We start from the raw sequence: 26,880 nt of genomic DNA, 5'->3' as shown, positions 1-26,880 counted from the left end.
TTCTGCCGTAATCTGCTACCAGAATTGGGGTCGACGCCTAGGCCACCGATGATCGGCGATCGGAGGGCGGAATTCATGGATCGAGCGGCTATCGCCGACTCCGCCACAACGAGTGTGGTGGACCCACATGAGCGAGCCGACTATTGGGCTCATCTGATCGGCACATATCACTGTCGGCTCGGCTACCGATTCCCCAGCCACACCGACTTCCAGGGGCACACTCAACTGCGCCGCACCGATGCCTATCAGCTCGTCGGCTGGAAATCGGATGCCGTCACCTACCTGCGCACCCCAGCGCACATCCGTGCCGACCCCGATGACGACTACCGGCTGATCGTTCCTCTCGTCGGGCAACTGTCCTTCCGCACCGACGACGGTTACGGGGTCCTCACGCCGGGAACGATGGGCCTGGTGGCCGTCGACCGGCCTTACGAGATGTCCATGTCCGACGGCACGCGAGGGCTGATCATCACCATTCCGCACAAGGAAATACAGCATCGCCTCAACCGCGTCACGCCGCCCAGCCAGCCGCTGGATCTCACGAGCGGGCTCGGGCGGGTGACCGACGGGATCGTCAGCGGCTTGTCCACCCAATCCGCCGCACTCACCGACCACGAATTCGACGCCGTCTCCGAACGGCTGGTGGATCTGGTCTGCATGCAGATTCTCGGCGACCCGGGGAGCTTACCCACCCAGCTCGCCCATGTGGCGGCGACCGCCCGTCGGCATATCCACAGCCATGCCGGAGATCCGAACCTCACCGGCACATCCGTCGCCGGTGCGCTCGGCTGGTCGCTGCGTCAAATTCAACTGGCATTCAGCACTGTCGGCACCACGCCCAGCGAAGTCATCCGGGAAGAACGCCTGCAATTGGCGCGCGACCGCCTGCGCAACCCCGCCTACCGGCATCGAAGCATCACCGATATCGCATCGGAGCTGGGCTTCGGTTCGACCAGCAGCTTCAGCAAGGCCTTCCGCCGACGCTTCGACACCACGCCGGGACAACTCCGCGAAGGACCGGCAGGCCACGGCCAACTCAGCCGCCCGGCGTCATCGCCGGACATCAGCCGATAAGCACGACCGCGCTATCGTCGCAGCGTGGACTCCCTGCGCCAGTTGCGGTACTTCGTCGCCGTCGCCGAAGAACTGCATTTCGGACGTGCGGCCGAGCGGCTGGGCATTGCGCAGCCGCCGCTGAGCCAGCGCATCCGCAAACTCGAGCAGGATCTCGGTGCGCGGCTGTTCGATCGGGACAGCCGACGGGTCGAACTGACCGAGGCGGGTCAGATCCTGCTCGCCGAATCCCGCGATCTGCTGGCCCGCTGGGATCGGGCACAGCGGCTGGTGGGTAAGGCGCATCGGGGTGAGATCGATGCGCTGCGGGTCGGGGTCCCGCCCGAGCTGGCCGGGCGGGTGCTGGCGGCGATCCTCACCGCCTGCGAAGGTCGCGACGTCCAGGTCGATCTGCAGGAGCTGACCACCGCGGAACAGATCCGGCTGCTCGCCGACCGCCAACTCGATGCCGGGCTGCTCCAGCATCCGGTCGATGTGGTCGGCCTCGAACTCGGCCCCGAAGTCGAGACACCGCTCGGCGTGGTACTGCCGCGCGACTCGCCGCTGGCCGTTCGCTCCTCGCTCACCCTGGCCGAGCTGGCCGGACTCGGTCTGGTGATCTTTCCGCGGGCCGCCGCGCCCGGACTCTACGATGCCACGCTGCGCACCTGCTGGGAGCACGGCTTCCGGCCCAGCCGGGTCCAGCACGCCCGCAACCCCGAATTCGTGCTCGGCATGGTGCTTTCCGGCCGCGGCGTCGCCTTCGACCAGGGCATGGTGGCGCAGAAGGAGCCCCGGGTCGTGTGGCGCCCGCTGACCGACACCTTGAGCTGGCGGCTCTCACTCGCCTGGCCCGCGGCGGCACCGCATCCCCTGGTGCACGAACTCGCCGACCTCATCGTCGAAGTAATTCAAGGCGACGGCGCGTCGCGGCCCGCACCCGCTCAGGAGGTGGCGCAGCGGCCGTGGAATGTCGTATTCGGCAGATCGTGACGGATGCGCTCGATCGCCAGCCGCGCGGCCTCGCCGATCGCATGATCGACATCGGGCAAGCGTTGCACGAGGGTATCGGCCCTGGTGAAAACCGCGACGGCATAGCGACTGCCGCCGGGATACTCCACCACGCCGATCTCATTGCGAATCGCGGGCAGTGAACCGGTCTTGCCCCACACCGACACCTCCGGCGGGAAGGCCGCGGCGAGCCGGTGCCAGTTGACCTGCTGTGCCATGAGTCCGCGCACCCACCGGCAGGCCTCGGGTGCGACGGCGCGATCCTGGCCGAGCAGGGTGAGCAGGCGGGTCATATCGCGCGGCGTGCTCGCGGTGGTGTGGTGCGGGTCCATGGCACGGGTGGCGAGCACTTCGGACACGCTCAGCGTCGGGAAGCGGCGCGCGAATTCGGCGGTATCGGGTGCGCCGATATCCGCGGCCATGGTCTGCACGACATACCTGGGCGAGCCGACGATCCGGGTGCGGGTCAGGCCCAATTCGCGGACCAGCGAGCGCACATTGTCCAGGCCGACGCGATCGAACAGCAGGTCGGCGGCGGTGTTATCGCTCACCGACAGTGCGAAGAACGCGGCATCGCGCAGGCTGAATTCGACATCGTCCAGACAGCCCGCGGTGCCGACGCCACCGAGCCGGTCCGCCGCGCTCGCCCGCACCCGGTCGGTCGGATCGAGCTGACCGGCCACGACCTGACGCGCGAACTCCAGTACCAGCGGCACCTTCACCACCGATGCCAGCACCACCGGTTCGTCGGCACCGAGCCCGGCCGCGCCCTCGCAATCGAAACATCGGGCATGCACCCAGCCGTGCACACCGACCTTACGGAAGATCTCCTCCACACTTGCCAAGCTTCCATACGGGAGCGATCCGAGTCATCTTGACTCTCCCGCCGATGGAGGGTTCAGGCTCGTCAGCGTCCGCATTCGATTGGGAGGACCACGATGAAACTCGACCTGGCCAAGAGTGATAAGCACTACTACGACGCCACCACGCAACCGCAGCTGCGCACCTTCGACACCTACGGCTACCTGACGGTCACCGGCTCGGGCGCACCCGGCGGCGAGGTGTACACCGAGGCGGTGCAGACGCTGTACCGAACCGCCTACGGCGCCAAGAAGCTCGCCAAGGCGGATGGACAGGATTTCGTGGTGCCCAAGCTGGAGGGCCAGTGGTGGGTGAATTCCGATGAGCCGCCGCTGTCGGTGCCGCGCGAACTGTGGCAGTGGAAGCTGATGATCCGAATGCCCGATACCGTGACCGCCGAGATGGTCTCGGGCGCGATATTCGAGCGGCTGACCGAGGGCGAAGCGATCCAGGTCATGCACATCGGACCGTATGCGACCGAGCCGGAGACGCTGGCTCGGATGGAGGCGTTCATGGCCGAGCAGAATTTGGTCATGAACGGCCGCCATCACGAGATCTACCTCTCGGATCCGCGCAAATCCCCCGACGCGAAGACCAGGACCATCCTGCGTCATCCCGTCCGCCGCGCCTGATCCGGCGATCGACCCGGCGACGCGAGCGCGGGCACAACGCCGAACGCGACGAAATCAGCTGCGCGGCAAGCGGTTACGCAATCAACATGCCCGCCCGAGATAACCGAGCAATCGGCGGTGCGCTGGCGCGTCGGCGGGCACGGCGACCTCCGCACCGAACATGCCCGGTTTGCGGAAGCCGTCGAGGCCGCCCATCGCGTGCATGGTGGTCAGCAGTTCGGCGCACAGCTCGTCGTCGGCGAGATCGGGGCGGTCGATGGCCACTGCGATATCGATACCGTGTGCGACGACCTCGGTCAGATGGATCATGGCGGCGGCCGGGCCGGACAGGTCGCCGAGTGAGAAGTGAACGGTGCCGGTCAGTGCGTCGGGTCGATGCCAGGCCGCGCGGTCGACCTCGGACGCCGCGGCGAAGGCGCCCTGCGGATCGATGCCGAGCCAGTCGTCATCGTGTCCGGCGCCCGCGTCGGTGCCGCTCACCTCGGCGGCGAACAGGTGCATACCGCCTACGGCATGGTTGAGCACGGCGTGCACATCCCACTCCGGACACGGCGTCGACGCCGCGAGCCGGTCGCCGTCGACGGCGGCGACCACGATCGCGCCCGTCATATCCAGAGCACGGTCGATCTGTCCGATCACATTGTCCATGGGCATCCTTCGCTCGAAGAGTTCGCAGAATGGGTAGCACGACGGGGTGACATCCAAACTCGATCCAACGCCGCCCGGATCACCGAATCCAGCACGGCTGGGACCCAAAAGTGTTGCGCTGCCGCACTTCCGGCGGATGTGTGGTCTTCGAAACCGAAATGTCAACCGGCCATGCCGAACTCCGGATGCCCACGCGAGGACATCGAACAGACTGCTGCCGACCGACGGTCCCGACCCGGCGGTCGGCAGCGGCCGAAACGCGTTATCCGAGCACCGGATAGTTGGCGCGGATCACCGACCGCGGATCGCGCGCACGCTTGATCTCCCGCAACCGCGCGAGCGTGCTCTCATCGAACGCCGCGGCGGCCGTCTCCTCCGGCGTGAGGAACGTGTACGGCTTGCGGCCGCTGATATGCGCGCCGATCGCATCGACGATCTCGGCCCGTCGGGCGGTGACCGCGGCCGTCAGATGCGGCAGTCCGAGACCGAGTGCGTAGAGCAGATACGGCTCGGTGACCGGACCGCGCGCACCGCCGTCGGTGGCCGCCCTGGCCAGTGCGCCACCGAGACGGCGGATCTGGATATCGACCAGTGGGGCAACGGGTTCGTCGAGCAGGGTTTTCACCACCGCATCGCCCAGGTCGGTGAGCAGTTCACCGCGCGAGAGGGACGGGCTCGGATCGGTCGGCTCTGCGGTGATATCGCCGAGATTCGCCACCGACAGCGCACCACGCTTATCGGCGATCGGCCCCTCGATCGCGTCCAACCGAGCGAGCAGCGACCGGCCTGCCTCCGCGTCGCCCAGGTAGGCGACATCCAGCGCGACCATCGGCGGCGCATCCGGGAACTGGAACCGGTGGAACCACACCGACAGTTCGTCCGGTGCATCCGCGGTGATCTCCTGGAACGCTTCGAAGACCTCGGCCGTGCGCGCACCGTGCCACATCACTCGCCCGCCATAGAGCGCGGGGGCCGGGAAGAGGTCGAACTCGAGTGCGGTCACCACCGCGAAATCACCGCCGCCACCACGCAATGCCCAGAACAGCTCCGGATCGTCGACGGCGCTCACCCGGGTCTGGATGCCCTCGGCATCGACGATCTCGAAGGCGCGCACCGCATCCGAAGCCCAGCCGTACTTACGGCTGAACCAGCTCAGCCCGCCGCCGAGGGTGTATCCGGTCACACCGACCACCGGATTGCTGCCCGCCAGTCCGGTCAGCCCGTGCACTGCGGCCGCGGCCTGCACCGCGCCCCAGTTCACACCGGCACCGACCTTCGCCACCCGCCGATCGGCATCGATCTCGATGCTGTCCAGTCCGCCGGTACGCAGCAGAATCGCGTCCTCGATCGCACCCGAGGCTCCGTGTCCGGTCGGCTGCGCGATCACCGGCACCCCGGTCCGGCGCGCATGGGCAACCACAGCGGCGACGTCCCGCGCGTCGGCTGCCCGCACCACCGCGGCAACCGGCTGGGTGACCGTGGTGGTCCACGGCCGCGCCGCCGCATCGAAGCCGTGCTCGCCCGGTACCAGCACCCGGCCGGTCAGGGCAGCGCGCAGATCCTCGAATGTCATTGGTATTTCCTCACTTCGCAGCCGTGCCCGAAAGCACCTGCGGCCCGTCGATCGGGCCGCGACTACCCCATAGACGAAATACGGCCCGCAAACGTAACATCGGCCGCCCGAATTCCTCGGGCGGCCGGTGTCGCAGCGGGCGCTATCAGGTCTTATCGGGCCGATCGCCCGAGTCGCCATTGCTCTCCTCGAGCCGGGTGATGCCCGGCTCGGTGCCCTCATCGGCCTCCTGATCCGGCTCCGGATGGTCGGGCTCGAAGGTCGTGGGCAGACCCTTGATATGCCGGTTCATCGATCGCACCAACAGCACGGTCCCGGCGAGCAGCACCAGAATGATCACCAGACCCAGCGGCGACGCCTTGCCGAACTCCGGTCCGGTCGGTGTGCCGGGCGCTTGGGCGAGCAGAGCCAACATCACCGGTGCTCGTCTTCGATACCGGCGAACAGGTCGGTCTCCGGGAGCGAGCTCGACACCCGGGACTTGGCCAGTTCGAACTCCTCGGTCGGCCACAGCCGCTGCTGCATCTCCATCGGAATCGCGAAGAACGCGCCGTTGGGATCGATCTGGGTGGCGTGGGCGCGCAGGGCGTCGTCACGCTGCGGAAAGTATTTGGCGCATTCGATCTGCGTGGTCACCCGGGTCATTCCGTCCGGGCGGCCCTGCCGGTAGGTGCGCATCCGCTCCAGCCACTCCTGCAGTGGGAACGGCTCGCCGATCCGCTCGTACTCCGCGGCGAAGACATCCAGGCGCGCCATGGTGAAGCCGTGGTCGTAATAGATCTTCAGCGGCTGCCATGGCTCGCCCGCGTCCGGGAACCGCTCCGGATCGCCCGCCGCCTCGAATGCGGCCATCGACACCTCGTGGCAGCGGATGTGATCCGGATGCGGGTAGCCGCCGTTTTCGTCATAGGTGGTCATCACATGCGGTTTGAACTCGCGCACCACCCGGACCAGCGCCTCGACCGCCTCTTCCAACGGGACCAGCGCGAAGCTACCCTCCGGCAGTGGCGGCGGCGGATCGCCCTCGGGCAGGCCGGAGTCGACGAAACCGAGCCAGGTCTGCCGCACCCCGAGTGCGGCGGCCGCGGCATCCATCTCCTCGCGCCGGATCTCATCGATCCGCTCCAGCACCCCCGGGGTATCCATCGCGGGATTGAGGATGCTGCCGCGTTCGCCGCCGGTCAGCGTGACGATGAGGACGTCATGGCCCTCGTCGGCATAGCGCGCGGTCGTCGCAGCACCCTTGCTGGATTCGTCGTCGGGATGGGCATGAACCGCCATGAGGCGAAAGCCACTCACGTCTCGTCCACCTCAGAACTCACCGTCATACCTCGTATCTCCGCCGCCGGGGTCCGATCTGCTGTCCCTATAGTTCCATTCGACAGACTTTTGTTCCGACGTACCCCCCGGGAGCGATACACCATGAGTGATACGCCCGGTGCCGCCGCTTCGGCGCCCGCCGACCGACGTGCCGACCGGTACGGTACGACGCCACGCCCGAGGCGCCGCTGGATTCCTTTTGCACTCGGCGCGGTCGTACTCGCCGCGGGTCTCGTGGTCGCATATATCGGTTTCCAGAAGTACGGCCCGAACGATATCGACGCCGAACAGCTCGGCTACACCGTCGTCGACGATTCCACGATCTCGGTGCACCTCAAGGTCACCCGCAAGGATCCGCAGCGGCCGGTGGTGTGTTTCGTGCGCGCGATGGCCAGGGACGGGTCCGAATTGGGCCGCCGCGAGGTGCTGATCGAGCCGTCCGGCAGCGGCACCATCGAGCTGACGACCATTGTGCGTGCCTCCGAGCGGCCGGTCTCGAGCAGCATCTACGGCTGCAGCGATGACGTCCCGAAGTACCTTCGGGCGGGCTGATCCCGGGCGGTACCCCATCACGGCATCCGCAAAACGAACGCCGACCTGCATGTTTGCGATTCATGCTAAAATGGCGTGATACACGGTTCCGGGGCACGGAGCCGTGTTTGCTGCATTGGCGGCCAGCGCTGTCAGTTCCGGGTGTGTGAGTTCGCCGGACCTGAGGCCTGTCGGGGTTCGATGAACTTCCCCAGGATGGCACTAGCCGTCGGCTGGTGCGTGCCCGCCCCCTGTGGGCACTGCAGCGGATCAGGGAGCCCGGTCTCGGCCGGGAACAACTACTAGGGAGTGATCGAGATGACTGAGACGCAAGTGACTTGGCTGACCCCGGAGTCGCACGACAGGCTCAAGGGTGAACTCGACGCGCTCATCGCTAATCGTCCGGTCATCGCTGCTGAGATCAACGAACGCCGCGAAGAGGGCGACCTCAAGGAAAACGGCGGATACCACGCCGCGCGCGAGGAGCAGGGTCAGCAGGAGGCGCGCATCCGGCAGCTGCAGGAGCTGCTGAACAACGCCAAGGTCGGCGTTGCGCCCACCAAGTCCGGCGTCGCACTGCCGGGTTCGGTCGTCAAGGTCTATTACGACGGCGACGAGTCCGACACGGAGACCTTCCTCATCGCGACCCGCGAAGAGGGCCTCAACGATTCCAAGCTCGAGACCTACTCGCCGAATTCGCCGCTCGGCGGCGCGCTCATCGACGCGAAGGTCGGCGACACCCGTGAGTACACGCTGCCCAATGGCAAGACCATGAAGGTGACGCTGGTCAGCGCGGAGCCCTACCACAGCTGATCGGGGGTCGGGACCGGCTCGGCCGGAGCATCTCGACACCGGTCCCGAAACGAACGGCCGCATCCGGGAGATCCGGATGCGGCCGCCGTTCGGGATATGCATACCTAGTTCGCCAGCGCCTGTTCGATATCGGCCAGCAGGTCGCTGACGTCCTCGATGCCGACCGAGAGCCGCACCAGATCGTCCGGCACCTCGAGCTGCGAGCCAGCGGTGGAGGCGTGTGTCATCGCGGCCGGGTGTTCGATCAGCGATTCCACGCCGCCGAGCGATTCGGCGAGGGTGAAGATCTTGGTGCGCGAGCAGAACTCGTGTGCCGCGTCCTTGCCGCCGTTGAGCCGGACCGAGATCATGCCGCCGAAGCGCTTCATCTGCTTATCGGCGATGAAGTGGCCGGGATGTTCGGCCAGGCCGGGGTAGATGACCCGCGAAATCGCCGGATGCCTTGTCAGGAATTCGGCGATGGTCTCGGCATTGTCGCAGTGCCGATCCATCCGCACCGCGAGAGTTTTGGTGCCGCGCAGGGTGAGGAAGGCGTCGAACGGACCGGGCACGGCGCCCGCGCCGTTCTGCAGGAAGGCGAATGCCGCGTCGAGCTCCGGATCATTGGTGATCAGCGCGCCGCCGACGACATCGGAGTGCCCGCCCAGATACTTGGTGGTCGAATGGGTGACGATATCGGCGCCGAGCAGCAGCGGCTGCTGCAAATACGGCGTGGCAAAGGTGTTGTCCACCACCAGTTTCGCGCCCGCGGTATGCGCGATATCGGCGAGCGCCGGGATATCGCCGATGCTCAGCAGCGGGTTGGTCGGGGTCTCGATCCAGATCAGCTTGGTATTCGGCCGGATCGCGGCGCGCATTTCGTCGACGTTGAACACATGGGCGGGCGAATGTTCGATGCCCCACTGGCTGAAGACCTTATCGATCAGCCGGAAGGTGCCACCGTAGGCGTCATCCGGGATGACGATGTGGTCGCCGGGACGCAGCGTCGCCCGCAGCGCACAGTCGGTGGCGGCCATACCGGAGGCGAATGCCCGTCCATAGCGGCCCGATTCGAGCGCGGCGAGGTTCGCTTCCAGCGCGGTCCTGGTCGGGTTGCCGGTGCGGCCGTATTCGTAGCCGTCGCGCAGCCCGCCCACCCCGTCCTGGGCGAACGTCGAACTCGCGTAGATGGGCACGTTCACCGCACCGGTCCGGGCTTCGGGGTCGTATCCGGCATGCACGGCTCTGGTGGAGAATCCCAGCTCACTCATGGGGTCAGCCTAGCGTCGGGCGATCGGCGGGCTATCGGCCGGATCAGCGTTGTGCACCGATCCGGGGTTTCGGCGCGGGTGCGGCGGTAGGTTGAGCTCATGCTCAGCGTTGATGAACTGTTCGCGATCGATGCCCTGTTGACCGAGGACGAGCGCGAGATCCGCGATACCGTCCGCACGTTCGCCAACCAGCGGTTGCGACCGCATATCGCGGACTGGTTCGAGGCGGGAACGTTCCCGGCCCGCGAGATCGCGCCGGAACTCGGCAATATCGGATTGCTCGGCATGCACTTGGACGGCTACGGCTGCGCTGGCCTTTCGGCGACCGCGTACGGTCTGGCCTGCCAGGAGCTCGAGGCGGTCGATTCGGGCGTGCGCAGCATGGTCTCGGTGCAGGGCTCGCTGGCCATGACCGCGATCCACAAATACGGCTCCGAAGAGCAGAAAGAGCGCTGGCTGCCCGATATGGCGGCGGGGCGCGCACTCGGCTGTTTCGGCCTGACCGAACCGGACTTCGGCTCCAATCCGGGCGGCATGCGGACCAGGGCCAAGCGCGACGGCACCGACTGGGTGCTCAATGGCTCGAAGATGTGGATCACCAATGGCTCGGTGGCCGATATCGCGGTGGTGTGGGCACAGACCGAGGATGAGGGCAAACAGGTGGTGCGCGGATTCCTGGTACCCGCGGGCACGCCGGGATTCACCGCCCGCGAAATGCATCACAAACTCTCACTGCGCGCCTCGGTGACCGCGGAACTGGACCTCGACGACGTGCGCCTGCCCGCGGACGCGGTCCTCCCGCAATCCCGCGGACTGAGCTCCCCCCTCGGCTGCCTGAGCGAGGCCCGTTTCGGCATCATCTTCGGCGCACTGGGCGCCGCCCGCGACTGCCTGGCCGCAACCATCGAATACGCGCGAACCAGAGAAGTCTTCGACAAACCCCTGGCCGCCTACCAACTCACCCAGGCCAAGCTCGCCGATATGGCCCTCGAATACGGCAAGGGCCAACTACTCGCACTACAGATCAGCCGACTGAAGGACACCGGCAAGGTCCTCCCCGAACAGATCAGCGCAGGCAAACTGAACAGCACAAGAGAAGCCATCGCCATCGCCCGCGAATGCCGCACCATCCTCGGCGCCAACGGCATCACCCTCGACTACCCAGTCCTCCGCCACGCCAACAACCTAGAATCCGTCCTCACCTACGAAGGCACCGCCGAAGTACACCAACTAGTCCTAGGCAAATCCCTCACCAACTCCAACGCCTTCCGCTAAACCGACGAGAATGCGCTGATGCAGAGCGCTCTCGGCGTTTGCCTGCATCAGCGCATGGTGATCATTTGTCCACATCCTGGGGGTGTCGGCGGCTGGCGGGGCATGGGGTGGCGGTGGGCGTGGGGGTGGGGGTGGTAGTGCGAATCATGGTGGGGAAGTGGCGAATTCGGCGTATTGCGGACTGGTCGGCACATTTCACAGCGGCGCTCGCACCAAGTTGAGAACATTGTTACTACCTGTCATCGCTGTGCCATCTTCATGTCACCGATTCGCCAAGGCGGATAGCGAAGCTGTAACGGCACTCGGTTTCGGGAAGGCCTCACAGCATCGGAGCCGTACAGCGTCCCGGATCAACGCGGCGAATCCGAGTGCACCGACCGCTTATTCGGAGGTGCACCATGTTCATGCCGTCGTCAGATCTGGGGGCCCATAATGTTCGTCCGTGACCGCGCGCCGATCATCGAGGGCGCGAAAATGCTTCCGGACCAACGAGAATTGATCGGCGCATTCGGCGGGCATCCGCCCGAACCGGGTTCGGAACATCCGCTTGTTCCGCTGGCGCGCGTGCTCGCGGATCTGCACAGGAGGCGGCACGACGATCCGCTCGGCACCGCCGGAATCGATTGCCGCCGAGCCGAACTCGTCTCGGCTATCGACACCTGGGTGATCACCCGGGTGCCGCAGCGGCGATCGACGGCACATATCCGGGCCGAATCCATCGGCGCGACATTGGATCGGATGGCCGCCGCCTACACCCACGCCAGCCATCTGCTGCACACCGCCGAAAAGGTCTCCGACGATCGCGTACACGCCGCCTGGTACCGCCTTGCGCTGCTCGCCGACCAGTGGAGCGACCTCATCATCGGTGCCGCACAAGATAATCCGCGCACGCGTCGATCCGCATAGCAACCGAGTACCGGCGACATCCGCTGGACATCGAGAGCAGGTGCAGGCTCTGGTGGCCGACGTCCCATGCCCTCGGCCGTGGCCGCAACCGCTCCCGTGTTCATGACGCGGTTCCGTCCGGTACCGCTGTGTGTGGCCGCCATCCTGTTGATCGGCATCGCCTTGGGCACAGTGGGTTTCGCGCAGAACCTGTGGTGGTTCGCGCTCGGCAATGCCGTATTGATCTGGGCCGATGTGCTGGCCAGCATCGTGGCCAGCAAGGCGTTGATGCCGCAGGGTGATGCCGGGAACAGACCTGACAGCACCAGATCTACGAACAGCGCCGAGCCGAACAGTGCCACGGCAACGGCCGAAAACCCGCCCGCCGACCTGTGCCCGGCCAATGCCACGGATCCGTCACGTCAACGACCGACGGGCGGCTCAGTGGCGACCGAGCCAGGTGAATTCAGCTGGATCAGGTGCTGAGGAACCCGAGCAGATCGTGCCGGGTGATCACGCCTACCGGCTTGCCGTCCTCGACCACCATCAACGCGTCGGTATCCGACAGTGCCTTGGTCGCGGCCGAAATGGGTTCGCCCGAACCGATCAGCGGGAACGACGGACTCATATGCTGGGCCACCGAATCCGTCAGATGCGCACGGCCTTCGAAGACCGCGGAGAGCAGATTGCGCTCGGTGACACTGCCCGCGACCTCACCGGCCATGACCGGCGGTTCGGCGCCGACGACCGGCATCTGCGAAACCCCGTATTCGCGCAGGATCTCGATCGCATCGCGCAGGGTCTCCGACGGATGGGTGTGCACCAGATCGGGCAGCGCGCCCGACTTGCCGCGCAGCACATCACCGACCAGCGGTTCCGCGGTGCCGTCCAGACGGTCGCGCAGGAAGCCGTAGGAGCTCATCCACTGGTCGTTGAAGATCTTGGACAGATAGCCGCGGCCGCCGTCGGGCAGCAATACGACCACCAGCGCATCGGGATCGCGGCGCGCGACCTCGATGGCCGCGACCACCGCCATACCGCAGGAGCCGCCGACCAGCAGACCCTCCTCGCGCGCGAGGCGACGGGTCATATCGAAGGAGTCGGCGTCGGAGACGGCGATGATCTCGTCGGGCACGGCCGGGTCGTAGGCCGAGGGCCAGAAGTCCTCGCCGACGCCCTCGACCAGATACGGCCGACCGGTGCCACCGGAGTACACCGAGCCCTCCGGATCCGCGCCGATGATCTTCACCTTGCCGCCGGACACCTCCTTCAGGTACCGGCCGGTGCCGGTAATGGTGCCGCCGGTGCCGACGCCCGCGACGAAGTGGGTGACCTTGCCGTCGGTATCGCGCCAGACCTCCGGGCCGGTGGTCTCGTAGTGGCTGTCCGGGCCGCCCGGATTGGAGTACTGGTCCGGCTTCCACGCACCGGCGATCTCGCGGACCAGCCGATCGGAGACGCTGTAGTAGCTGTCCGGGTGGTCCGGCGGCACCGCGGTCGGGCACACCACCACCTCGGCGCCGTATGCGCGCAGCACATTGCGCTTATCCTCGCTGACCTTGTCCGGGCAGACGAATACGCACTTGTAGCCGCGCTGCTGCGCGACCAGCGCGAGCCCGACACCGGTATTACCCGAGGTCGGCTCGACAATGGTGCCGCCCGGCCGCAGGGCACCGGAGGCCTCGGCCGCCTCGATCATCTTCACCGCGATGCGGTCCTTGGCGCTGCCGCCCGGATTCAGATATTCGATCTTGGCCGCGACGACACCAGCGTTGGGCCCCACCACCGAGTTCAACCGAACCAGCGGCGTATTGCCGATGAGGTCAACGACATGATCAGCGATGCGCATGCCCCCTATCGTTGCAGAAGGACTTCCAGGGCGTTCGCGACGGTCCCGGAGGCGGACGCGCAGCGTACGGCGCGTCGGGCAACCGCGAGTGTCACAAATCCGACTCCGCGGTCTGCACAGCGGACCCGCCGGCAGCAGCACAGCGAAACCGCGCAGGGCACCACGACCGGTCCCGCAGCCTTCACAACGGGGCCCGCAGGCGCGACGTATCCGCCGCAGAGCACCGTCACAGGTCAGCCCCGACGGCGGTCGAGAAAGCAGCACAACGAACGTCGCACAGATCCCTCCCACGGCCTTCGCAACAGACACGCTGGCGGACGCACAGCACAACACGCAGTGCACCGCGAATGTCGCGGATCCGACACTGTGAGTTCGCGCACGTCGCCTCGGACGGTTTTGCGTGACAAATGCACCTGAAGCCGATCACTTGCCTAGGATCGCGACCATGAGGCAGCCGAACATTGCTCGCGCCGCAACAGTTCTCGCCGGAGCGGCACTCGCCGCGGGAGTTGGCGCGGCGCAAGCCGATGCCGCGACCGTCGAATTCCCGCAGGTGCCAACGCTGGCCCGCGGCGGCGTCTGCTGGACGAGCATCCGCACCTGGGCCGATACCAGTTCGGAGTGGCCGGGCCGGGCCATTCTCAATGTGCGCGCGAATCCGGCGGCCGGTCTGGGCCCCGGCGACTATCCGCTGGCCCCGCTGTGCGAGGTCCGCACCACCGTCGCGTGGCGCAATCTGAGCACCGGCGCGACCGGTGTCTACGAGAACAACGTGGTCACCGGCCTCTACGGCAGCATTCAGTACGCACTGTTCCAGGACACCGGTCCGGGGCACGTCGAGGTCACCGTCACCACCGACACCGCGAGCGTCCCGGCGCACGGCACCTTCGACGTGCCAGCCTGATCCCGCTGGCCGGGACTTGATCGCCGCGCCGAAGTGGCAGTCCGGCGTGCGGTTGCCCGCCACGCGGCGACGGGCACCGATACGGTGCCGGAGCCGCATATCGGATGAGCAGAACGGCGCAGTTCGACCGACCGCAGGCCGCCGATCAACACGTACTATTTCTAGTCGTGGCACCTCGAATCAGTTGGCGGACAGCCGCGGTGACGGGTATGGCTACCGTGCTGGCCGGATCCAGTGCGGGCACCGCGTCCTGGGCCGCGTATCGACTTCTCATGGCGCAGGCGGGAGCAGCGCGCGGTCTGATCGGGCGCGATACCACCAAACCGCCCGAGGCCGACGGTATCTATTCGGCCGGATGCGACGTCCCTGAGCCGTGGCGTCCCGGTCGGCCGGTCGACGTCCACCTGATGGTCTTCGGCGACTCCACCGCCGCGGGCGTGGGCTGCGTCACCGCCGAAGAGGTACCGGGGGTGCGCATCGCCCGCGGGCTGGCCGAGGCCACCGGCATGCGGATCCGGTTGAGCACCAAGGCGATCTCCGGCGCGACTTCGAAGGGGCTGGCCGGACAGGTCGACGCCATGTTCGTCGCGGGGCCGCCGCCGGATGCCGCGGTCATCTTCATCGGCGCGAACGACATCACCAAGAAGCATTCGATATCCGCATCGGCGCGCAGGTTGGGCGTGGCCGTCGCGCGGCTGCATGCGGCCGGAAGCGTCGTTGTTGTCGGCACCTGTCCGGATCTGGGCACCGTCGGCGCCATTCCGCAGCCGCTGCGCACCATCGTGCACAACTGGAGCGTCCGGCTGGCCAAGGCACAATTCGCGGTCACCCACACCGCGGGTGGCAGCCCCGTGCCGATGGGCGATCTCGGGCCGGAATTCCTCACCGCGCCGGACCGGCTCTTCGCCGACGACGGCTTCCATCCTTCTGCCGACGGCTACGCATTGGCCGCCGCGCATCTGTTGCCGATCCTGGTGACGGCACTCGCCCAGCGGCGCTCGGAATCGCCTCAGGCCTGCTCTGCCGAACGCCGCGGCATCACCGCCCGGCTGCGCGGACTCATCGAATCACCGGGGTGGCGGATGTCCCGCTCAGCGGATTCGGTACACATAGAGGTGCCAGTACAAAACTGAGCAGAGAGTACATAAGGAGCCCTCATGCCTGAGGCAGTTATCGTTTCGACCGCCCGCTCCCCCATCGGCCGGGCAGCCAAGGGTTCGCTGGTCGATATGCGGCCCGACGATCTGACCACCCAGATCGTGCGCGCGGCGCTCGACAAGGTGCCGGCTCTGGATCCAGCCCAGATCGACGACTTGATCCTCGGCTGCGGCTCCCCCGGTGGCGAGCAGGGCTTCAATATCGCCCGCATCGTCGCGGTGCAGCTGGGCTACGACTTCGTGCCCGGCACCACCGTGCACCGCTACTGCGCCTCGTCGCTGCAGTCCACCCGGATGGCCTTCCACGCCATCAAGGCGGGCGAGGGCGATGTGTTCATCTCCGCCGGTGTGGAGACGGTGTCCCGCTACAAGAACGGCTCCGCCGACAGCTGGCCGAACACCAAGAACTCGCTGTTCGCCGAGGCCGAGGCCCGCACCGCGAAGACCGCCGAGGGCGGCGCCGGCATCTGGCACGACCCGCGCGAGGACGGCCTGATCCCGGACGCCTACATCGCCATGGGCCAGACCGCCGAGAATGTCGCGTCGTTCACCGGCATCACCCGCGAGGAGCAGGATCGCTGGGGCGTGCGCTCGCAGAACCGCGCGGAGGAGGCCATCAAGGCGGGCTTCTTCGAGCGCGAGATCACCCCGATCACGCTGCCCAACGGCACCGTGATCTCGAAGGACGACGGCCCGCGCGCCGGAGTCACCTACGAGGCGGTCAGCCAGCTGAAGCCGGTGTTCCGTCCGGACGGCACCGTCACCGCCGGTAACTGCTGCCCGCTCAACGACGGTGCGGCCGCGCTGGTCATCATGAGTGACACCAAGGCCAAGGAACTCGGCCTCACCCCGCTGGCGCGCATCGTGTCCACCGGCGTGTCCGGTCTGTCCCCCGAGATCATGGGCCTGGGCCCGATCGAGGCGGTCAAGCGGGCGCTCGCGCTGGCGGGCAAGTCCGTCGACGATATCGACCTGTTCGAGATCAACGAGGCCTTCGCGGTGCAGGTGCTCGGCTCGGCTCGCGCGCTGAAGATCGACGAGGACAAGCTGAACGTCTCCGGCGGCGCGATCGCGCTCGGCCACCCGTTCGGTATGACCGGCGCCCGCATCACCACCACGCTGCTCAACAACCTGCAGACCTACGACAAGCAGTTCGGTGTGGAGACCATGTGCGTCGGCGGCGGCCAGGGCATGGCGATGGTCATCGAGCGCCTGAGCTGATCGGGTAACTCGCCAAATCGCTTCAGCGGCTCCCCATCCCGATGGATGGGGAGCCGTTGGCGTATCAGGGCTGCTGCTCGCCGTGGTATCGATCGGCCCGGAGAATCCGCGTCCGCTCGCGGACGTCACAGTGCGCACCCGGGTTTCGACTTCTCAGCGAACACGCCAGGATTCCCTGCCCGCTGTTGTAGATGGTTCCAGTCATCATCGCGACGGGGCTCGGGATCGCCGCCTGATCCACACAAGCTCCCCCGATCAGCGAGAACGGCCCCAGTGGCCTGGAATACCAAGGCAACTGGGGCCGTATCGTCAGCGCCGGACCCGGGTGGCCGGATCAGTCGCGTTATTGAAGTACCGGATCAGTCGTTGTTGAAGTAGCTGAGCAGGCGCAGGATTTCGGTGTAGAGCCAGACCAGGGTGACGGTCAGGCCGAGGGCCACACCCCAGGCGGCCTTCTCCGGAGCCTGGGCGCGGATCAACTGGTCGGCGGCGTCGAAGTCGAGCAGGAAGTTGAATGCGGCGACCGCGATGACGACCAGGCTGAAGACAATGGCCAGCGGGCCGCCGTCACGCAGGCCGAGGCCGCCGTCGATGAAGAAGCTGGCGATCACATTGCCGAGGATGAGCACCAGGATGCCGAACATCGCGCCGACGACCATGCGTGTCAAGCGCGGGGTGACCCGGATCGCGCCGGTTTTGTAGACCACCAGCATGCCCGCGAAGACACCGAAGGTGCCCAGCACGGCCTGCGCGATCATCCCGCTGCCGCCGGCGCCGCCGAATTCGATATTGCTGAACATGAACGACAGCGCGCCGACGAACAGACCCTCGAAGACCGCGTACGACAGCACGACGACCGGGTTGTCCATCTTCCTTGCGAAGGTCGCGACCAGCACCAGCACGAAACCGATCAGACCGCCGCCGATGACGAATAGCGGGGCCAGCGCGGTATTGGCATTGGTGAGGCCGTAGGACACGATCGCCGACAGCGCGAGCACACCGAGGGTGATGGCGGTCTTGGTGACCACATCGTCGATGGTCATGGCCCGCGTGGTCGGGGCCTGCTGGTACGGCTGCTGATACTGGGGGTACTGCGGGTATTGGCCGTACTGCTGGCCCATCTGGCCCGCGCCCGTCACCCCTGACCCGAAGTTGGCATAGCCACCGCCCTCTTGCCGAGGAAGTTGACGGAATACCGGATTGCTAGTGGTGCGCACCGTGAATGCCTTTCTGGAGTCGTGGTCCACGTCGCCGTGGCCGATCGCCAGCGCCTACTTGCCGGTCGCTCGAAGATCGGTCCCGAGCCGTGTCTATCGAGCCGGTCGCTCGATATCCAACTAGGTTGTCCAACGTGTATCGGCCCGCTCGAGTTCCCGAGCAACCCTTCGGTACGGACAAATCGGACTCTACTATCGCTGGACGTCACGCAGTCCACGCACGGATCGCGTGACCGTGAATTTCCGATTGCGGCCGATCACCTCGGTCTGGCCCACCATGCGCTGGACCACACCGCGATAGTTCAAATGTGAGTTGTACACCGTCCACAGCTCACCGCCGGGCCGCAATACCCGTCCGGTCTCGGCGAACATCTTGATCGCCGATCCGGTGTGCACGGCCGCGCCGACGTGGAACGGCGGATTGCAGAGCACCAGATCGGCGCTATTGTCCGCGGCCGCGGACATGGCATCGTCGCGCACCACCGTCACCCGATCGGCGACCCGATTGACCTCGGCGGTCGCCCGCGCCGAGGCCACCGCGGCCGCCGACTGATCGGTGCCGACGACGCGGATGCCGGGCCGCGCCTTGGCCAGTGCGACGGCCAGAATGCCGGTGCCGCAACCGAGATCGATGGCATCGCGGGCATCGGGTTTCATCCACTTGAGGTGCTGCAACAGGAACCGGGTTCCGATATCCAATTTGGCGCCGGAGAACGCGGCGCCGTGCGCGACCACATCGATATCGATATCGTCGATCCGCTCGCGGACCGGAAATGGCGGCGCGGCAACGGGTTTCGGACCGCTCACCAAGAGCGTGCGCGACTTCTGCCGCCCCCGGCTCGCACGCACCTCCGAGAACGATTCGGCCAGTACGTCGTTCATGGATTTGGTGAGGTATTTATCGCGCCCGCCCGCGACAACGACCACCCCGGGGTCCGCGTAGCGGGCGATGGCATCGGCGACCTCGGCCAGTCCGGCGAGCATGCGCGGCAGGCGCAGCAGGACGACCTCGGCATCGGCGAGCAACTCTTCGGAAAGCGCGTACGCGGTATAGCGATCCGTGCGGCCGAGCGCGCGGGCGTTGTTGGCCAGCGCGAGTTCGCCGGTGAGCAGATCCTGATGGACCCGGACAGCGCTCAGATCGTGCCCGGCGATCGCGCCGAGGGTGAGCGCACCGTAGGCGTCGCCGATCACCGTGATCCGGCCGCAGCCAGCGGCATCGATGACGTCCGCGGCCACGTCGAGGATCAGCCGGTCGGCGGCATCGACGGCATAGAGGTTGCGCGCCTCCACATCCGGGTACCGCCGCAATCGGCCAAGTACATCCTCGACATCTTCCACACCTCAAGTGTGCTAGATCGTTGCCGATACATCGCGTCCGACCCGGCATATCGGCGACACCCCGCTGGCTGACACCGGGATGTGGCAAATCCCGGGCAGCGCAGGCGCGGGCCAATACCATCAGCCACATGCGTAACAGGATGGTGCTGATGGCCGCCGCCGCGGCGATGGTGCTCGTCGGCTGCGGCGACGGTGGATCCGGCCCGAACACCACGACCGCGCCGACCACGACCGGCACATTCACCGACGCGCCAGAGGGCGCACCGCGCGATGCCATGCCCAAGCGCGGTGCCCCGTCCAATGGCGCGGGCGTGACCGTGTCCGACCTGCGGATCGGACATCATCCCGGATTCGACCGCGTGGTCTACGAATTCGGCGGCGCTGGCACACCCGGCTGGATCGTGCAGTACACCGAGCAGGCCATCGAGGACGGCAGCGGCAAGGTCATCGATGTCGCGGGCCGTTCGATTCTGGAGGTCCAGATCACGGGTTCGGCCTATCCGTTCGACAGCGGTGTGACGCCGTACTCCGGTCCCGATCCGGCCACCGACCCCAGCGCACCCGCGGTCGCGGGCGTCTACCGGACCACCGTCTTCGAGGGCACCACCCAATCGTTCATCGGGGTCAACGCCGATCGCCCGAACTTCGCGGTCAGCACGCTGACGAATCCCACCCGGCTGGTGATCGATATCGCGACCGCATAGCCGGTGTCGATACGGCCAGGGGGTATCAAAGATCGCCCGTCCGGGCCGCTCTAGAATGACGGCGTGGTCGAACAGCACCTGTCTCCGCGCGCCACCGGACTCGTCCGGGCGCTCGGTGTGCTGGTGCTGCTCGCGGGGATCGTGGGCATGCACGCAGGGGTTTTCACCGTCGCCACGCCCGCCGACCACCACCACGGCACGATGACAATGGCGATGCCCGCCGAGCACGACGCGACCACCGGATCGGACTGCACCGACGACGGTTGCGGCAACGCACACGGCGGCATGCACGCGTGCGTCTTCATCCTGACGGTCGTGGCACTGGCTCTGATGCTCGTCCTGCTCTACTGGATCACCCTCGATCGACCGGGTGGCGGTGTGTCGAAACCGCGCCAGTGGCGGCCGATGCGCGAACGCGCACCACCGTGGACCGTGCTGTCCCTGGCCGAATTGTCGATTCTGCGGATCTGACAGGCCCACCGCGCCCGCAACCACGGTCGCGCCTTCTGCCTGTCCGAAACCGTTTATTCGCCATTCCTCAGGAGCACAGACATGTTCATCACCGGTAACCGAATCACCCTTGCCATTGCCGTAACCAGCACCGCCGCAGCGCTTTTCGCCGCGGGCTGTAGCAATGGCGAATCGCCGAGCGCGGACCACGGCTCGTCGTCGAGCCAGGCCAGCTCCGGAACGCCCGCCGCCCGAACCGATTTCAATGACGCCGACGTGACCTTCCTGCAGATGATGTACCCGCATCACGCGCAGGCGGTCGAGATGGCGCGGCTGGTCCCGAGCCGCACCCAGAACGAGCAGGTGCGCGCGCTCGCCGCGAATATCGAGCAGGCACAGTCCCCCGAAATGGAGCAGATCACCAAGTTGCTCGAGAGCTTCGGCAAGCCCGCGCCGAGCAGCACCGGACACGGCGGACACGGCATGGAGATGCCCGGTATGACCAGCACCATGCACATGCCCGGCATGACCACCATGCCCGGTATGACCACCATGCCCAGCACCTCGGCAATGCCGGGCATCATGTCGAACGAGCAGATGAACGCGCTGGCGGCGGCATCGGGAGCCGACTTCGACCGGCAGTGGATGGAACTGATGATCGAGCACCACACCGGCGCGATCACCATGGCGAACACCGAACTCGCCAACGGCGTCAACCCGGATGCGAAGGCACTCGCCACCGCGATCGTTGCGGCCCAGCGGGCCGAAATCGACACCATGCGCGGCCTGCTCGGCCAGCGCTGATCCATCGCAACCGGAGCACACCGGGACCGGCGGGTCCCGGTGCGCTCCGGTTCTGACCACTCTGACCTGCATCATCGGGTCCGCTGGATATCAGTTGGTCATCGATCTGGCCGCGCTCGGCTGACGTCGGCGGGCGCGAACAAGTACGGTCGTTACGTCCGGCCTCCTTCGTGCCTCCAGCGGCCGGGTGTTCGGAGGGGAGAGAGGGGAAACAAACATGCGACGTCTAGAACGTGCGGGCCTCGTCGCCGCCGCGGCCGCGACCGCCGCGGGTGTCCTGACCATCGGCGCCTGCTCGAAGCAGATCACCGGCAGCGCGCAGGTCGACCAGTCCGAACTCGCCGCATACACCTCCGAGGTCACGGCGTCGTCGGTGGCCGCATCCTCCTCGCGCGCGGCAGCGGCCGAACGGGCGACCGGAACCGCGTGCGACACCTTCGCCACCGCGAACAGCAGCTCGATCAGCACCTTCAACGACTACATCGATGCGAGCAATAGCAAGGGCATCAACGACCCGGAGACCAATTCCAAGGCCAGTGATGCCGTCACCGCGCTGCGCAATAACGCGCGCACCATCGATGCGAAGGTGACCTCCGAGGTGCCGTTGGCCGTCGCGACTCCGCTGCGCAGCTACCGCGACGACACCAATGCACTCGCCGATACTCTCGATCGGCGCGCGCCGACCGATACCCTCAATGCCGCGATCGATAAGTTCAACGCCACCAAGAACATTGCCGAGGATGCCTGTAAAGGCCACTGACACAGGCGATCAGGCCCCCGGCCCGCGCTGTGGGCGGTGGCCGCGACGCTCGAACAATACGAGCGCCACGCCGCTGAGCGATGCGGCGATGGCGGCGAGCGCGAAAATGAATGCCGCGCCGGGGTATCCGACCGCCGCGATCACCGCGGCGGCGATTGCGACGAGTCCGCCGATGATCAGCAGGACGAATCCGGGCCAATTTCTAGCGTCCGCCAACGTAATTCCCGGCTGCGGCTCGGGCAAGCGAGCAATATCCGGCGCGTCGTCGAGCGGGGGAATTTCCCACGGCCCTTCCGCTGTCATGGTGGTACCTCACATTTCGATCTCAGGCTGGGTGCTCGGTGCCTGACATCTGTGAGATTTCCCCCACGCGCCGATCCGAAACAGCCAGGTGGGCTAGCCCCCAGTGCAGGCGAGGATGCGCGTGAGCACTCGGCCGAGCGCATCGGCCGGATCCGGCGGCGTGGTCGGCGCGCGCCAGGCGATCATCTGATCGGGTCGCACGAGAAGAGCGCCCTGCTCGGGAATTCCGACCTGCCGCAACCAGTCCGGCGTATCGATCACCGTCGCCCGCAGGGGTATGAGTAGACGGTCGGCAACCTCGCGTGCGGCACGCAGCCACGTCGCACCGTCCGGACCGACCAACAGCGTGAAATGGGATGCCACGAGGTCGAGGGTGGAGACTCGGGTGCCGTCGCGCTCCACCCAGGCGTGCGGAAGCCTGGATCCCGGTGTGCCGTCGAGCACGAGTTCGATGTTCTCGGTCGATGGCAGCGCGGGCTCCGGTGCGATTACCGCCGCCGAGTCGTATCGATAGCCCATATGCACGACGGGAGCGTTGATGATGCCGAGTACCGCGCGCTCCGCGGCGGCGGCCGGGCTGGAATCCCAGTGCTGTTCCACGATGGCCCGGCGGTGGCGGCGCACTGGCGAGAGGACGTCTCGCCGGCCGGTTGGAACTGTCAGTCCGCGAGCGGAGCCGGTCAGCGGGCGAGGCTCTGGAAGGCGGTGCGGTAGGCGTGCGGATTGGTGCCGACGACTCGTTTGAAGCGGTCGCGAAAGGCGGTGGGGGAACCGAATCCGACCTGGGTGGCGATGCGATCGACCGGATGGTTGGTGGCTTCGAGCAGGTATTGGGCCTGACGGATGCGGGCTCGGTGCAGCCACTGCAGCGGGGTGGTGCCGGTCTGTTCGCGGAAGCGGCGGTTGAGGGTCCGTTGACTCATACCGGCCTGGGCCGCAACATCTTCCAGCGTGAGGGACTTCGCCGCATTCTCCTCCAGCCAGCGCAGTAGCGGTTCCATCGACGCGCCCTGCGGCGTCGGCGGCTGGTCGTGCACGATGAACTGCGCCTGTCCCCCTTCGCGTTCCAGCGGCATCACCGCGAGGCGAGCGGCATCGGCGGCCACTGCCGAACCGTGATCGCGGCGAATCATGTGCAGGCACAGGTCGATTCCGGCGGCGGCACCCGCGGAGGTGAGGAACTGGCCGTTATCGACGTAGAGCACATCGGGGTCGACATCGATCGCGGGGTAGCGGGCGGCGAGCGTCGGGGCGGCCACCCAGTGTGTGGTGGCGCGCAACCCGTCGAGCAGTCCGGTGGCGGCGAGGATGAAGGCGCCGACACAGATCGAGGCGATGCGGGTGCCATTCGCCGCGGCCGCGCGCAGGGCCGCGACGACATCGGCGGGGACCGGCGCGGCGGGATCCGCGCAGCCGGGCAGGATGACCGTATCGGCCTCGGCCAATGCCTCGAGTCCCCAGCGGGCCCGGATGGTGAACAGTTCGGTCTCGACGGTCGGTGTGGCGGCGCAGACGCGCACCCGGTAGGCCGGGCGGCCATCGGGCAGCCGACAGCGGGTGAAGGATTCGATCGGCGTGGAGAGGTCGAAGGGCAGGACCTGGTCCAACGCGAGGACGGCCACGGTGTGCATGCCGATACCGTAGGCGGTCACCGGGTTCCCGCCAAATGCGCTGACCTCGCAGATTACCCGTAATTGCAGTTCAACCCGCTTGGCGAGAATCTGTTGACATATGGCAATTTCGCCAGTTCCCGTGCCGCTCCCCGATCACTACCGTCGGCAGCACCGACATGAGAAGGAGCTGATTCGGGTGCTCGCCCAGTTCGTACTGTTCGACGGATTCGACCCACTGGATGTCATCGCACCGTTCGCGGTGCTCGATGCCGGACGTCTGGTGTCCGACGGCGGGGTGACCGTCGAATCGGTCTCCGCCGAGGGTGCACGCCGGGTGCCCAGCGGCATCCCCGCCATTTCGCTCGATGCCGCCGCCCGACTCGATCCGGACCGCGCGGACCTGATCGTCGTCCCCGGCGTGGTCGGCACATTGCCCGAAGGACCGAAGGACCCGGACACCAAGCGCCGCGGCACCGTCTGGCGCAATGCGGGCCGTACCCCCGCCGTCGCCCGGTGAGCCGCGGCCCGTGACGAAACTTCTACTCTCCCTGCATGTCCTGGCCGCCATTATCGCCATCGGCCCGGTGACGGTGGCCGCCAGCATGTTCCCCGCCGCCGCTCGCCGGGCATTCGCCACCCCGGCCGACCAACACCACCTGGTCACCGCCCGCACCCTGCATCGCATCTGCCGCGTCTATGCCGCCATCGGCCTCGCCGTCCCGGTCTTCGGTCTGGCCACCGCGGCGAGTCTCGGTGTCCTGACCGATACTTGGCTGACCATCTCCATTGCCCTGACCGGGGCGGCCGCCGGAATCCTCGCCCTGGCAATCCTGCCCGATCAAACCCGCATCCTCGCCGCGCTTTCCGGCACAGCATCCCAGCCCGTCCCCAGCACCGCCCAGCTGGCCATGTTCACCGGCATCTTCAATCTCCTCTGGACCGTCGTCACGGTGCTGATGATCGTCCGCCCCGGCTCCACGACCGGGGCGTGAGCCGGGGCAACAGCGTCAGGGAACGAGGACGACCTTGCCGGTGACGGTTCCGGATTCGGCGAGTTCCATTGCGCGGGCGGCTTCGGACAGCGGGATGCGAGCGGCCACCTGCGCCCGCAGGATTCCGGCCGCGGCCAGGTCGAATACCGCGCTGAGATCCGCGGCGATCTCGGTGCGGAACCGGGCGCGGTTGCGCTTTCCCGCCCAGATGTTGAAGAAGTGCGCATTCCGCTTGTTGGGCAACAGATTCCACAGGATCAGGCGACCCACCAGGGCGAGTACCGGGAGACGCGAGTTGCCGGGATCGTCCTTGGTGGCCGCGGTGCCATAGGAGACCAGCGTGCCGTGCGGCGCGAGCAGGCCGAACGAATCGACGATGCCCGGACCACCGACGTGATCGAAGACCGCGTCGACACCGCCCGGCGCCAGCGCACGAACCTGCGCCACCACGTCACCGCGGTAGTCGATGGCCTCGGCACCCAGTGCGGTAACGGCTTCGGCGTGCCGGGCGGATGCCGTGCCGAGCACCCGGATTCCGGCGTGACGCGCGAGCTGGACCAGCGTCGAGCCGACGCCGCCATTGGCACCGTGCACGAGAATCGTTGCGCCGCTGCGCACCTTGGCAATGCGATGCAGCATCTGCCATGCGGTGATGCCGTTTACGACGAAGGTTTCGGCCTCCGCGGCATCGAGGCCGTCGGAAACCGGGACCAGGTCGGCGGCGTCGAGGACGATATGGCTGGCCCAGCCGCCGACCTTGGTCAGTGCGGCGACACGGCGTCCGAGCAGCGTCGAATCGACATTCGCCCCGATTGCGGTCACCGTGCCGACCAGGTCGTAGCCGGGGACGAACGGGAACGGCGGCTGGTCGTAGTACTTCGCGCGGCGCATCTGCTGTTCGGCGAAGGAGATGCCGGTCGCCTCGACGGCCACCATGGCTTGGCCAGCGGCCGGTGCGGGCAGTTCGCGGTGGGTGATCTGCAGACCCGACGGTTCGACGGGGCCGGGCAGCAGGATCTGGGTCGCCAGGGTGTTCATTTTCGGTGTCCTCTCGGTTGATTTTCATCGAGTGAGTGACTGGACAGTCACTCGGTGATCAAAAAGAGTGCCCCACGAAGGGGCAACAAGTTTCCTCAGTGCTTCGGATCGACGTGACGGATACCGGCGCTCAGCATTCGCGCCCAATCGCTTTCGATACTGTCCAATCCGAGCGTCGTGATCAGATGGCAGAGTTGGCCGTAGGCTATGAAACGCTGCACCGCGTCATCGGCCGCCCCAGATCGCGTCTTCGCGAAGGTCGTCACCCGCTCGAGCCCACGCCGCACCGCCTCGGCGACCTCCGGGATATCGGACGCCGATTGCGCGTGCACCTGCAGCATCAACAGGTTTCGGTCGGTGATCAGTTCCGCATACGCCGCGCCCATCTCGTACAGGATCGCGTCGGGGGCCGCGCCGTCCACCCGCGCAGCGCCCGCCGACAACGCCCGCTCCACCAGTTCGTAGCACCGATCCAGCGCCGCCACGAACAGCGCGACCTTGCCGGGAAACAGCTTGAACACGTAGGCGGGCGAGATATCCGCCCGCGCCGCAACGGTATTGATCGGCGTGCCGTGATATCCGGCCTGTGCGAATTCGGCGATCGCGGCATCGACCACCGCATCCCGCCGGATCTCCGAGGTAGAAAGTACGACACCGCGTCTGCTCATGTGAGTG

General features: G+C 66.8%; 31 protein-coding genes. 17 read left to right on the top strand and 14 right to left on the bottom strand.

The annotated features are described in order from the left end of the window. Positions 1 to 75: 75 nt before the first annotated feature. Positions 76 to 1,074 carry a helix-turn-helix domain-containing protein gene (locus tag ABZW16_RS03010; RefSeq protein WP_354951543.1) on the top strand — a complete coding sequence of 333 codons (999 nt, stop codon included), beginning with the start codon at positions 76 to 78 and terminating at the stop codon, positions 1,072 to 1,074. A gap of 24 nt (positions 1,075 to 1,098) precedes the next feature. Then, positions 1,099 to 2,046, top strand: coding sequence for a LysR substrate-binding domain-containing protein (locus ABZW16_RS03005; protein WP_354951541.1), 948 nt, complete (start codon positions 1,099 to 1,101; stop codon positions 2,044 to 2,046). On the opposite strand, the gene ABZW16_RS03000 is transcribed toward ABZW16_RS03005, so the two are convergent. Further along, complete coding sequence (locus ABZW16_RS03000) at positions 1,998 to 2,900, bottom strand: serine hydrolase (protein WP_354951611.1); 903 nt, start codon at positions 2,898 to 2,900, stop codon at positions 1,998 to 2,000. The genes ABZW16_RS03005 and ABZW16_RS03000 overlap by 49 nt on opposite strands. 102 nt (positions 2,901 to 3,002) lie before the next feature. Between ABZW16_RS03000 and ABZW16_RS02995 the strand changes: the two genes are divergently transcribed. Continuing rightward, on the top strand, positions 3,003 to 3,557 hold the full coding sequence (locus ABZW16_RS02995; protein WP_354951539.1) for a GyrI-like domain-containing protein: 555 nt from the start codon (positions 3,003 to 3,005) through the stop codon (positions 3,555 to 3,557). Positions 3,558 to 3,638: 81 nt separating this feature from the next. Here ABZW16_RS02995 and ABZW16_RS02990 read toward each other — a convergent pair whose 3' ends face one another. From ABZW16_RS02990 to mca, 4 genes are all read right to left on the bottom strand, one after another. Continuing rightward, positions 3,639 to 4,205, bottom strand: a complete 567-nt coding sequence (locus ABZW16_RS02990) for a TIGR03086 family metal-binding protein (RefSeq protein WP_354951537.1) — start codon at positions 4,203 to 4,205, stop codon at positions 3,639 to 3,641. 262 nt (positions 4,206 to 4,467) lie between these two features. Further along, positions 4,468 to 5,778, bottom strand: a complete 1,311-nt coding sequence (locus ABZW16_RS02985; protein ID WP_354951535.1) for an FAD-binding oxidoreductase — start codon at positions 5,776 to 5,778, stop codon at positions 4,468 to 4,470. A gap of 145 nt (positions 5,779 to 5,923) precedes the next feature. Next, positions 5,924 to 6,193: a hypothetical protein gene (locus tag ABZW16_RS02980; protein WP_354951609.1), complete on the bottom strand. Its 270-nt coding sequence runs from the start codon at positions 6,191 to 6,193 to the stop codon at positions 5,924 to 5,926. Further along, positions 6,193 to 7,077 carry a mycothiol conjugate amidase Mca gene (gene mca, locus ABZW16_RS02975; protein ID WP_354951533.1) on the bottom strand — a complete coding sequence of 295 codons (885 nt, stop codon included), beginning with the start codon at positions 7,075 to 7,077 and terminating at the stop codon, positions 6,193 to 6,195. The genes ABZW16_RS02980 and mca overlap by 1 nt, the downstream gene beginning before the upstream one ends. A gap of 123 nt (positions 7,078 to 7,200) precedes the next feature. On the opposite strand from mca, the gene ABZW16_RS02970 reads away from it, so the two are divergent. Next, positions 7,201 to 7,650: a DUF4307 domain-containing protein gene (locus tag ABZW16_RS02970; RefSeq protein ID WP_354951531.1), complete on the top strand. Its 450-nt coding sequence runs from the start codon at positions 7,201 to 7,203 to the stop codon at positions 7,648 to 7,650. A 297-nt stretch (positions 7,651 to 7,947) separates the two neighbouring features. Further along, positions 7,948 to 8,442 carry a transcription elongation factor GreA gene (gene greA / locus ABZW16_RS02965; RefSeq protein ID WP_040695247.1) on the top strand — a complete coding sequence of 165 codons (495 nt, stop codon included), beginning with the start codon at positions 7,948 to 7,950 and terminating at the stop codon, positions 8,440 to 8,442. A gap of 104 nt (positions 8,443 to 8,546) precedes the next feature. Here greA and ABZW16_RS02960 read toward each other — a convergent pair whose 3' ends face one another. Beyond that, positions 8,547 to 9,692, bottom strand: coding sequence for a cystathionine gamma-synthase (locus tag ABZW16_RS02960; RefSeq protein ID WP_354951529.1), 1,146 nt, complete (start codon positions 9,690 to 9,692; stop codon positions 8,547 to 8,549). Between the two features lie 99 nt (positions 9,693 to 9,791). Here ABZW16_RS02960 and ABZW16_RS02955 point away from each other — a divergent pair, with 99 nt between their 5' ends. The 3 genes from ABZW16_RS02955 (at position 9,792) to ABZW16_RS02945 (ending at position 12,338) form a co-directional block, all read left to right on the top strand. Then, positions 9,792 to 10,967 (top strand): acyl-CoA dehydrogenase family protein, encoded by a 1,176-nt coding sequence (locus ABZW16_RS02955; RefSeq protein ID WP_354951527.1) that lies wholly within the window; start codon positions 9,792 to 9,794, stop codon positions 10,965 to 10,967. 432 nt (positions 10,968 to 11,399) lie between these two features. Continuing rightward, the gene (locus tag ABZW16_RS02950) at positions 11,400 to 11,873 is read left to right on the top strand and encodes a DUF4254 domain-containing protein (RefSeq protein WP_354951525.1); all 474 of its coding nucleotides are present in this window, start codon (positions 11,400 to 11,402) and stop codon (positions 11,871 to 11,873) included. 78 nt (positions 11,874 to 11,951) lie between these two features. Further along, the gene (locus ABZW16_RS02945) at positions 11,952 to 12,338 is read left to right on the top strand and encodes a hypothetical protein (protein WP_354951523.1); all 387 of its coding nucleotides are present in this window, start codon (positions 11,952 to 11,954) and stop codon (positions 12,336 to 12,338) included. Here the strand turns inward: ABZW16_RS02945 and ABZW16_RS02940 are convergent. Continuing rightward, complete coding sequence (locus ABZW16_RS02940; RefSeq protein ID WP_354951521.1) at positions 12,328 to 13,701, bottom strand: cystathionine beta-synthase; 1,374 nt, start codon at positions 13,699 to 13,701, stop codon at positions 12,328 to 12,330. The genes ABZW16_RS02945 and ABZW16_RS02940 overlap by 11 nt on opposite strands. A 445-nt stretch (positions 13,702 to 14,146) precedes the next feature. Here ABZW16_RS02940 and ABZW16_RS02935 point away from each other — a divergent pair, with 445 nt between their 5' ends. The 3 genes from ABZW16_RS02935 (at position 14,147) to ABZW16_RS02925 (ending at position 16,983) form a co-directional block, all read left to right on the top strand. After that, positions 14,147 to 14,605, top strand: a complete 459-nt coding sequence (locus tag ABZW16_RS02935) for a hypothetical protein (RefSeq protein ID WP_354951519.1) — start codon at positions 14,147 to 14,149, stop codon at positions 14,603 to 14,605. 209 nt (positions 14,606 to 14,814) lie between these two features. Further along, positions 14,815 to 15,738, top strand: coding sequence for an SGNH/GDSL hydrolase family protein (locus ABZW16_RS02930; RefSeq protein ID WP_354951517.1), 924 nt, complete (start codon positions 14,815 to 14,817; stop codon positions 15,736 to 15,738). A gap of 24 nt (positions 15,739 to 15,762) precedes the next feature. Then, complete coding sequence (locus tag ABZW16_RS02925) at positions 15,763 to 16,983, top strand: acetyl-CoA C-acetyltransferase (RefSeq protein WP_354951516.1); 1,221 nt, start codon at positions 15,763 to 15,765, stop codon at positions 16,981 to 16,983. A gap of 359 nt (positions 16,984 to 17,342) precedes the next feature. Here the strand turns inward: ABZW16_RS02925 and ABZW16_RS02920 are convergent, their stop codons facing one another. Both ABZW16_RS02920 and ABZW16_RS02915 read right to left on the bottom strand, forming a co-directional pair. Further along, positions 17,343 to 18,200, bottom strand: coding sequence for a Bax inhibitor-1/YccA family protein (locus ABZW16_RS02920; RefSeq protein WP_354951514.1), 858 nt, complete (start codon positions 18,198 to 18,200; stop codon positions 17,343 to 17,345). 192 nt (positions 18,201 to 18,392) lie between these two features. Next, complete coding sequence (locus ABZW16_RS02915) at positions 18,393 to 19,541, bottom strand: methyltransferase (RefSeq protein ID WP_354951512.1); 1,149 nt, start codon at positions 19,539 to 19,541, stop codon at positions 18,393 to 18,395. 128 nt (positions 19,542 to 19,669) lie between these two features. Here ABZW16_RS02915 and ABZW16_RS02910 point away from each other — a divergent pair, with 128 nt between their 5' ends. The 4 genes from ABZW16_RS02910 (at position 19,670) to ABZW16_RS02895 (ending at position 22,259) form a co-directional block, all read left to right on the top strand. Beyond that, a complete protein-coding gene (locus tag ABZW16_RS02910) occupies positions 19,670 to 20,245 on the top strand; it encodes a hypothetical protein (protein WP_354951510.1) in 576 nt (191 codons plus the stop codon). Between the two features lie 63 nt (positions 20,246 to 20,308). Next, positions 20,309 to 20,716 (top strand): DUF6153 family protein, encoded by a 408-nt coding sequence (locus ABZW16_RS02905; RefSeq protein ID WP_354951509.1) that lies wholly within the window; start codon positions 20,309 to 20,311, stop codon positions 20,714 to 20,716. 81 nt (positions 20,717 to 20,797) lie between these two features. Next, the gene (locus ABZW16_RS02900) at positions 20,798 to 21,499 is read left to right on the top strand and encodes a DUF305 domain-containing protein (RefSeq protein WP_354951507.1); all 702 of its coding nucleotides are present in this window, start codon (positions 20,798 to 20,800) and stop codon (positions 21,497 to 21,499) included. 217 nt (positions 21,500 to 21,716) lie between these two features. Continuing rightward, positions 21,717 to 22,259 (top strand): hypothetical protein, encoded by a 543-nt coding sequence (locus ABZW16_RS02895; protein ID WP_354951506.1) that lies wholly within the window; start codon positions 21,717 to 21,719, stop codon positions 22,257 to 22,259. 9 nt (positions 22,260 to 22,268) lie between these two features. On the opposite strand, the gene ABZW16_RS02890 is transcribed toward ABZW16_RS02895, so the two are convergent. The 3 genes from ABZW16_RS02890 to ABZW16_RS02880 all read right to left on the bottom strand — a co-directional run bounded on the left by ABZW16_RS02890 (position 22,269) and on the right by ABZW16_RS02880 (position 24,193). Continuing rightward, entirely contained in the window at positions 22,269 to 22,562 is a 294-nt protein-coding gene (locus ABZW16_RS02890; protein ID WP_354951504.1) for a hypothetical protein, read from the bottom strand. Positions 22,563 to 22,655: 93 nt separating this feature from the next. Then, positions 22,656 to 23,186: a hypothetical protein gene (locus tag ABZW16_RS02885; RefSeq protein WP_354951502.1), complete on the bottom strand. Its 531-nt coding sequence runs from the start codon at positions 23,184 to 23,186 to the stop codon at positions 22,656 to 22,658. A gap of 56 nt (positions 23,187 to 23,242) precedes the next feature. Further along, positions 23,243 to 24,193, bottom strand: a complete 951-nt coding sequence (locus ABZW16_RS02880; protein ID WP_354951500.1) for a helix-turn-helix domain-containing protein — start codon at positions 24,191 to 24,193, stop codon at positions 23,243 to 23,245. Positions 24,194 to 24,371: 178 nt separating this feature from the next. On the opposite strand from ABZW16_RS02880, the gene ABZW16_RS02875 reads away from it, so the two are divergent. Next, on the top strand, positions 24,372 to 24,692 hold the full coding sequence (locus ABZW16_RS02875) for a hypothetical protein (RefSeq protein WP_354951499.1): 321 nt from the start codon (positions 24,372 to 24,374) through the stop codon (positions 24,690 to 24,692). 10 nt (positions 24,693 to 24,702) lie between these two features. Continuing rightward, complete coding sequence (locus tag ABZW16_RS02870) at positions 24,703 to 25,167, top strand: hypothetical protein (protein WP_354951497.1); 465 nt, start codon at positions 24,703 to 24,705, stop codon at positions 25,165 to 25,167. A 15-nt stretch (positions 25,168 to 25,182) separates the two neighbouring features. Here the strand turns inward: ABZW16_RS02870 and ABZW16_RS02865 are convergent, their stop codons facing one another. Beyond that, positions 25,183 to 26,205: a medium chain dehydrogenase/reductase family protein gene (locus tag ABZW16_RS02865; protein ID WP_354951495.1), complete on the bottom strand. Its 1,023-nt coding sequence runs from the start codon at positions 26,203 to 26,205 to the stop codon at positions 25,183 to 25,185. A 95-nt stretch (positions 26,206 to 26,300) separates the two neighbouring features. Further along, entirely contained in the window at positions 26,301 to 26,873 is a 573-nt protein-coding gene (locus ABZW16_RS02860) for a TetR/AcrR family transcriptional regulator (RefSeq protein WP_354951493.1), read from the bottom strand. Positions 26,874 to 26,880 lie beyond the last annotated feature (7 nt).

This window comes from Nocardia sp. NPDC004604 (assembly GCF_040609795.1).
Classification (GTDB): Bacteria; Actinomycetota; Actinomycetes; order Mycobacteriales; family Mycobacteriaceae; genus Nocardia.
The sequence above is the reverse complement of the archived record's forward strand: the minus strand, read 5'-3'. Positions and strand labels throughout refer to the sequence as shown.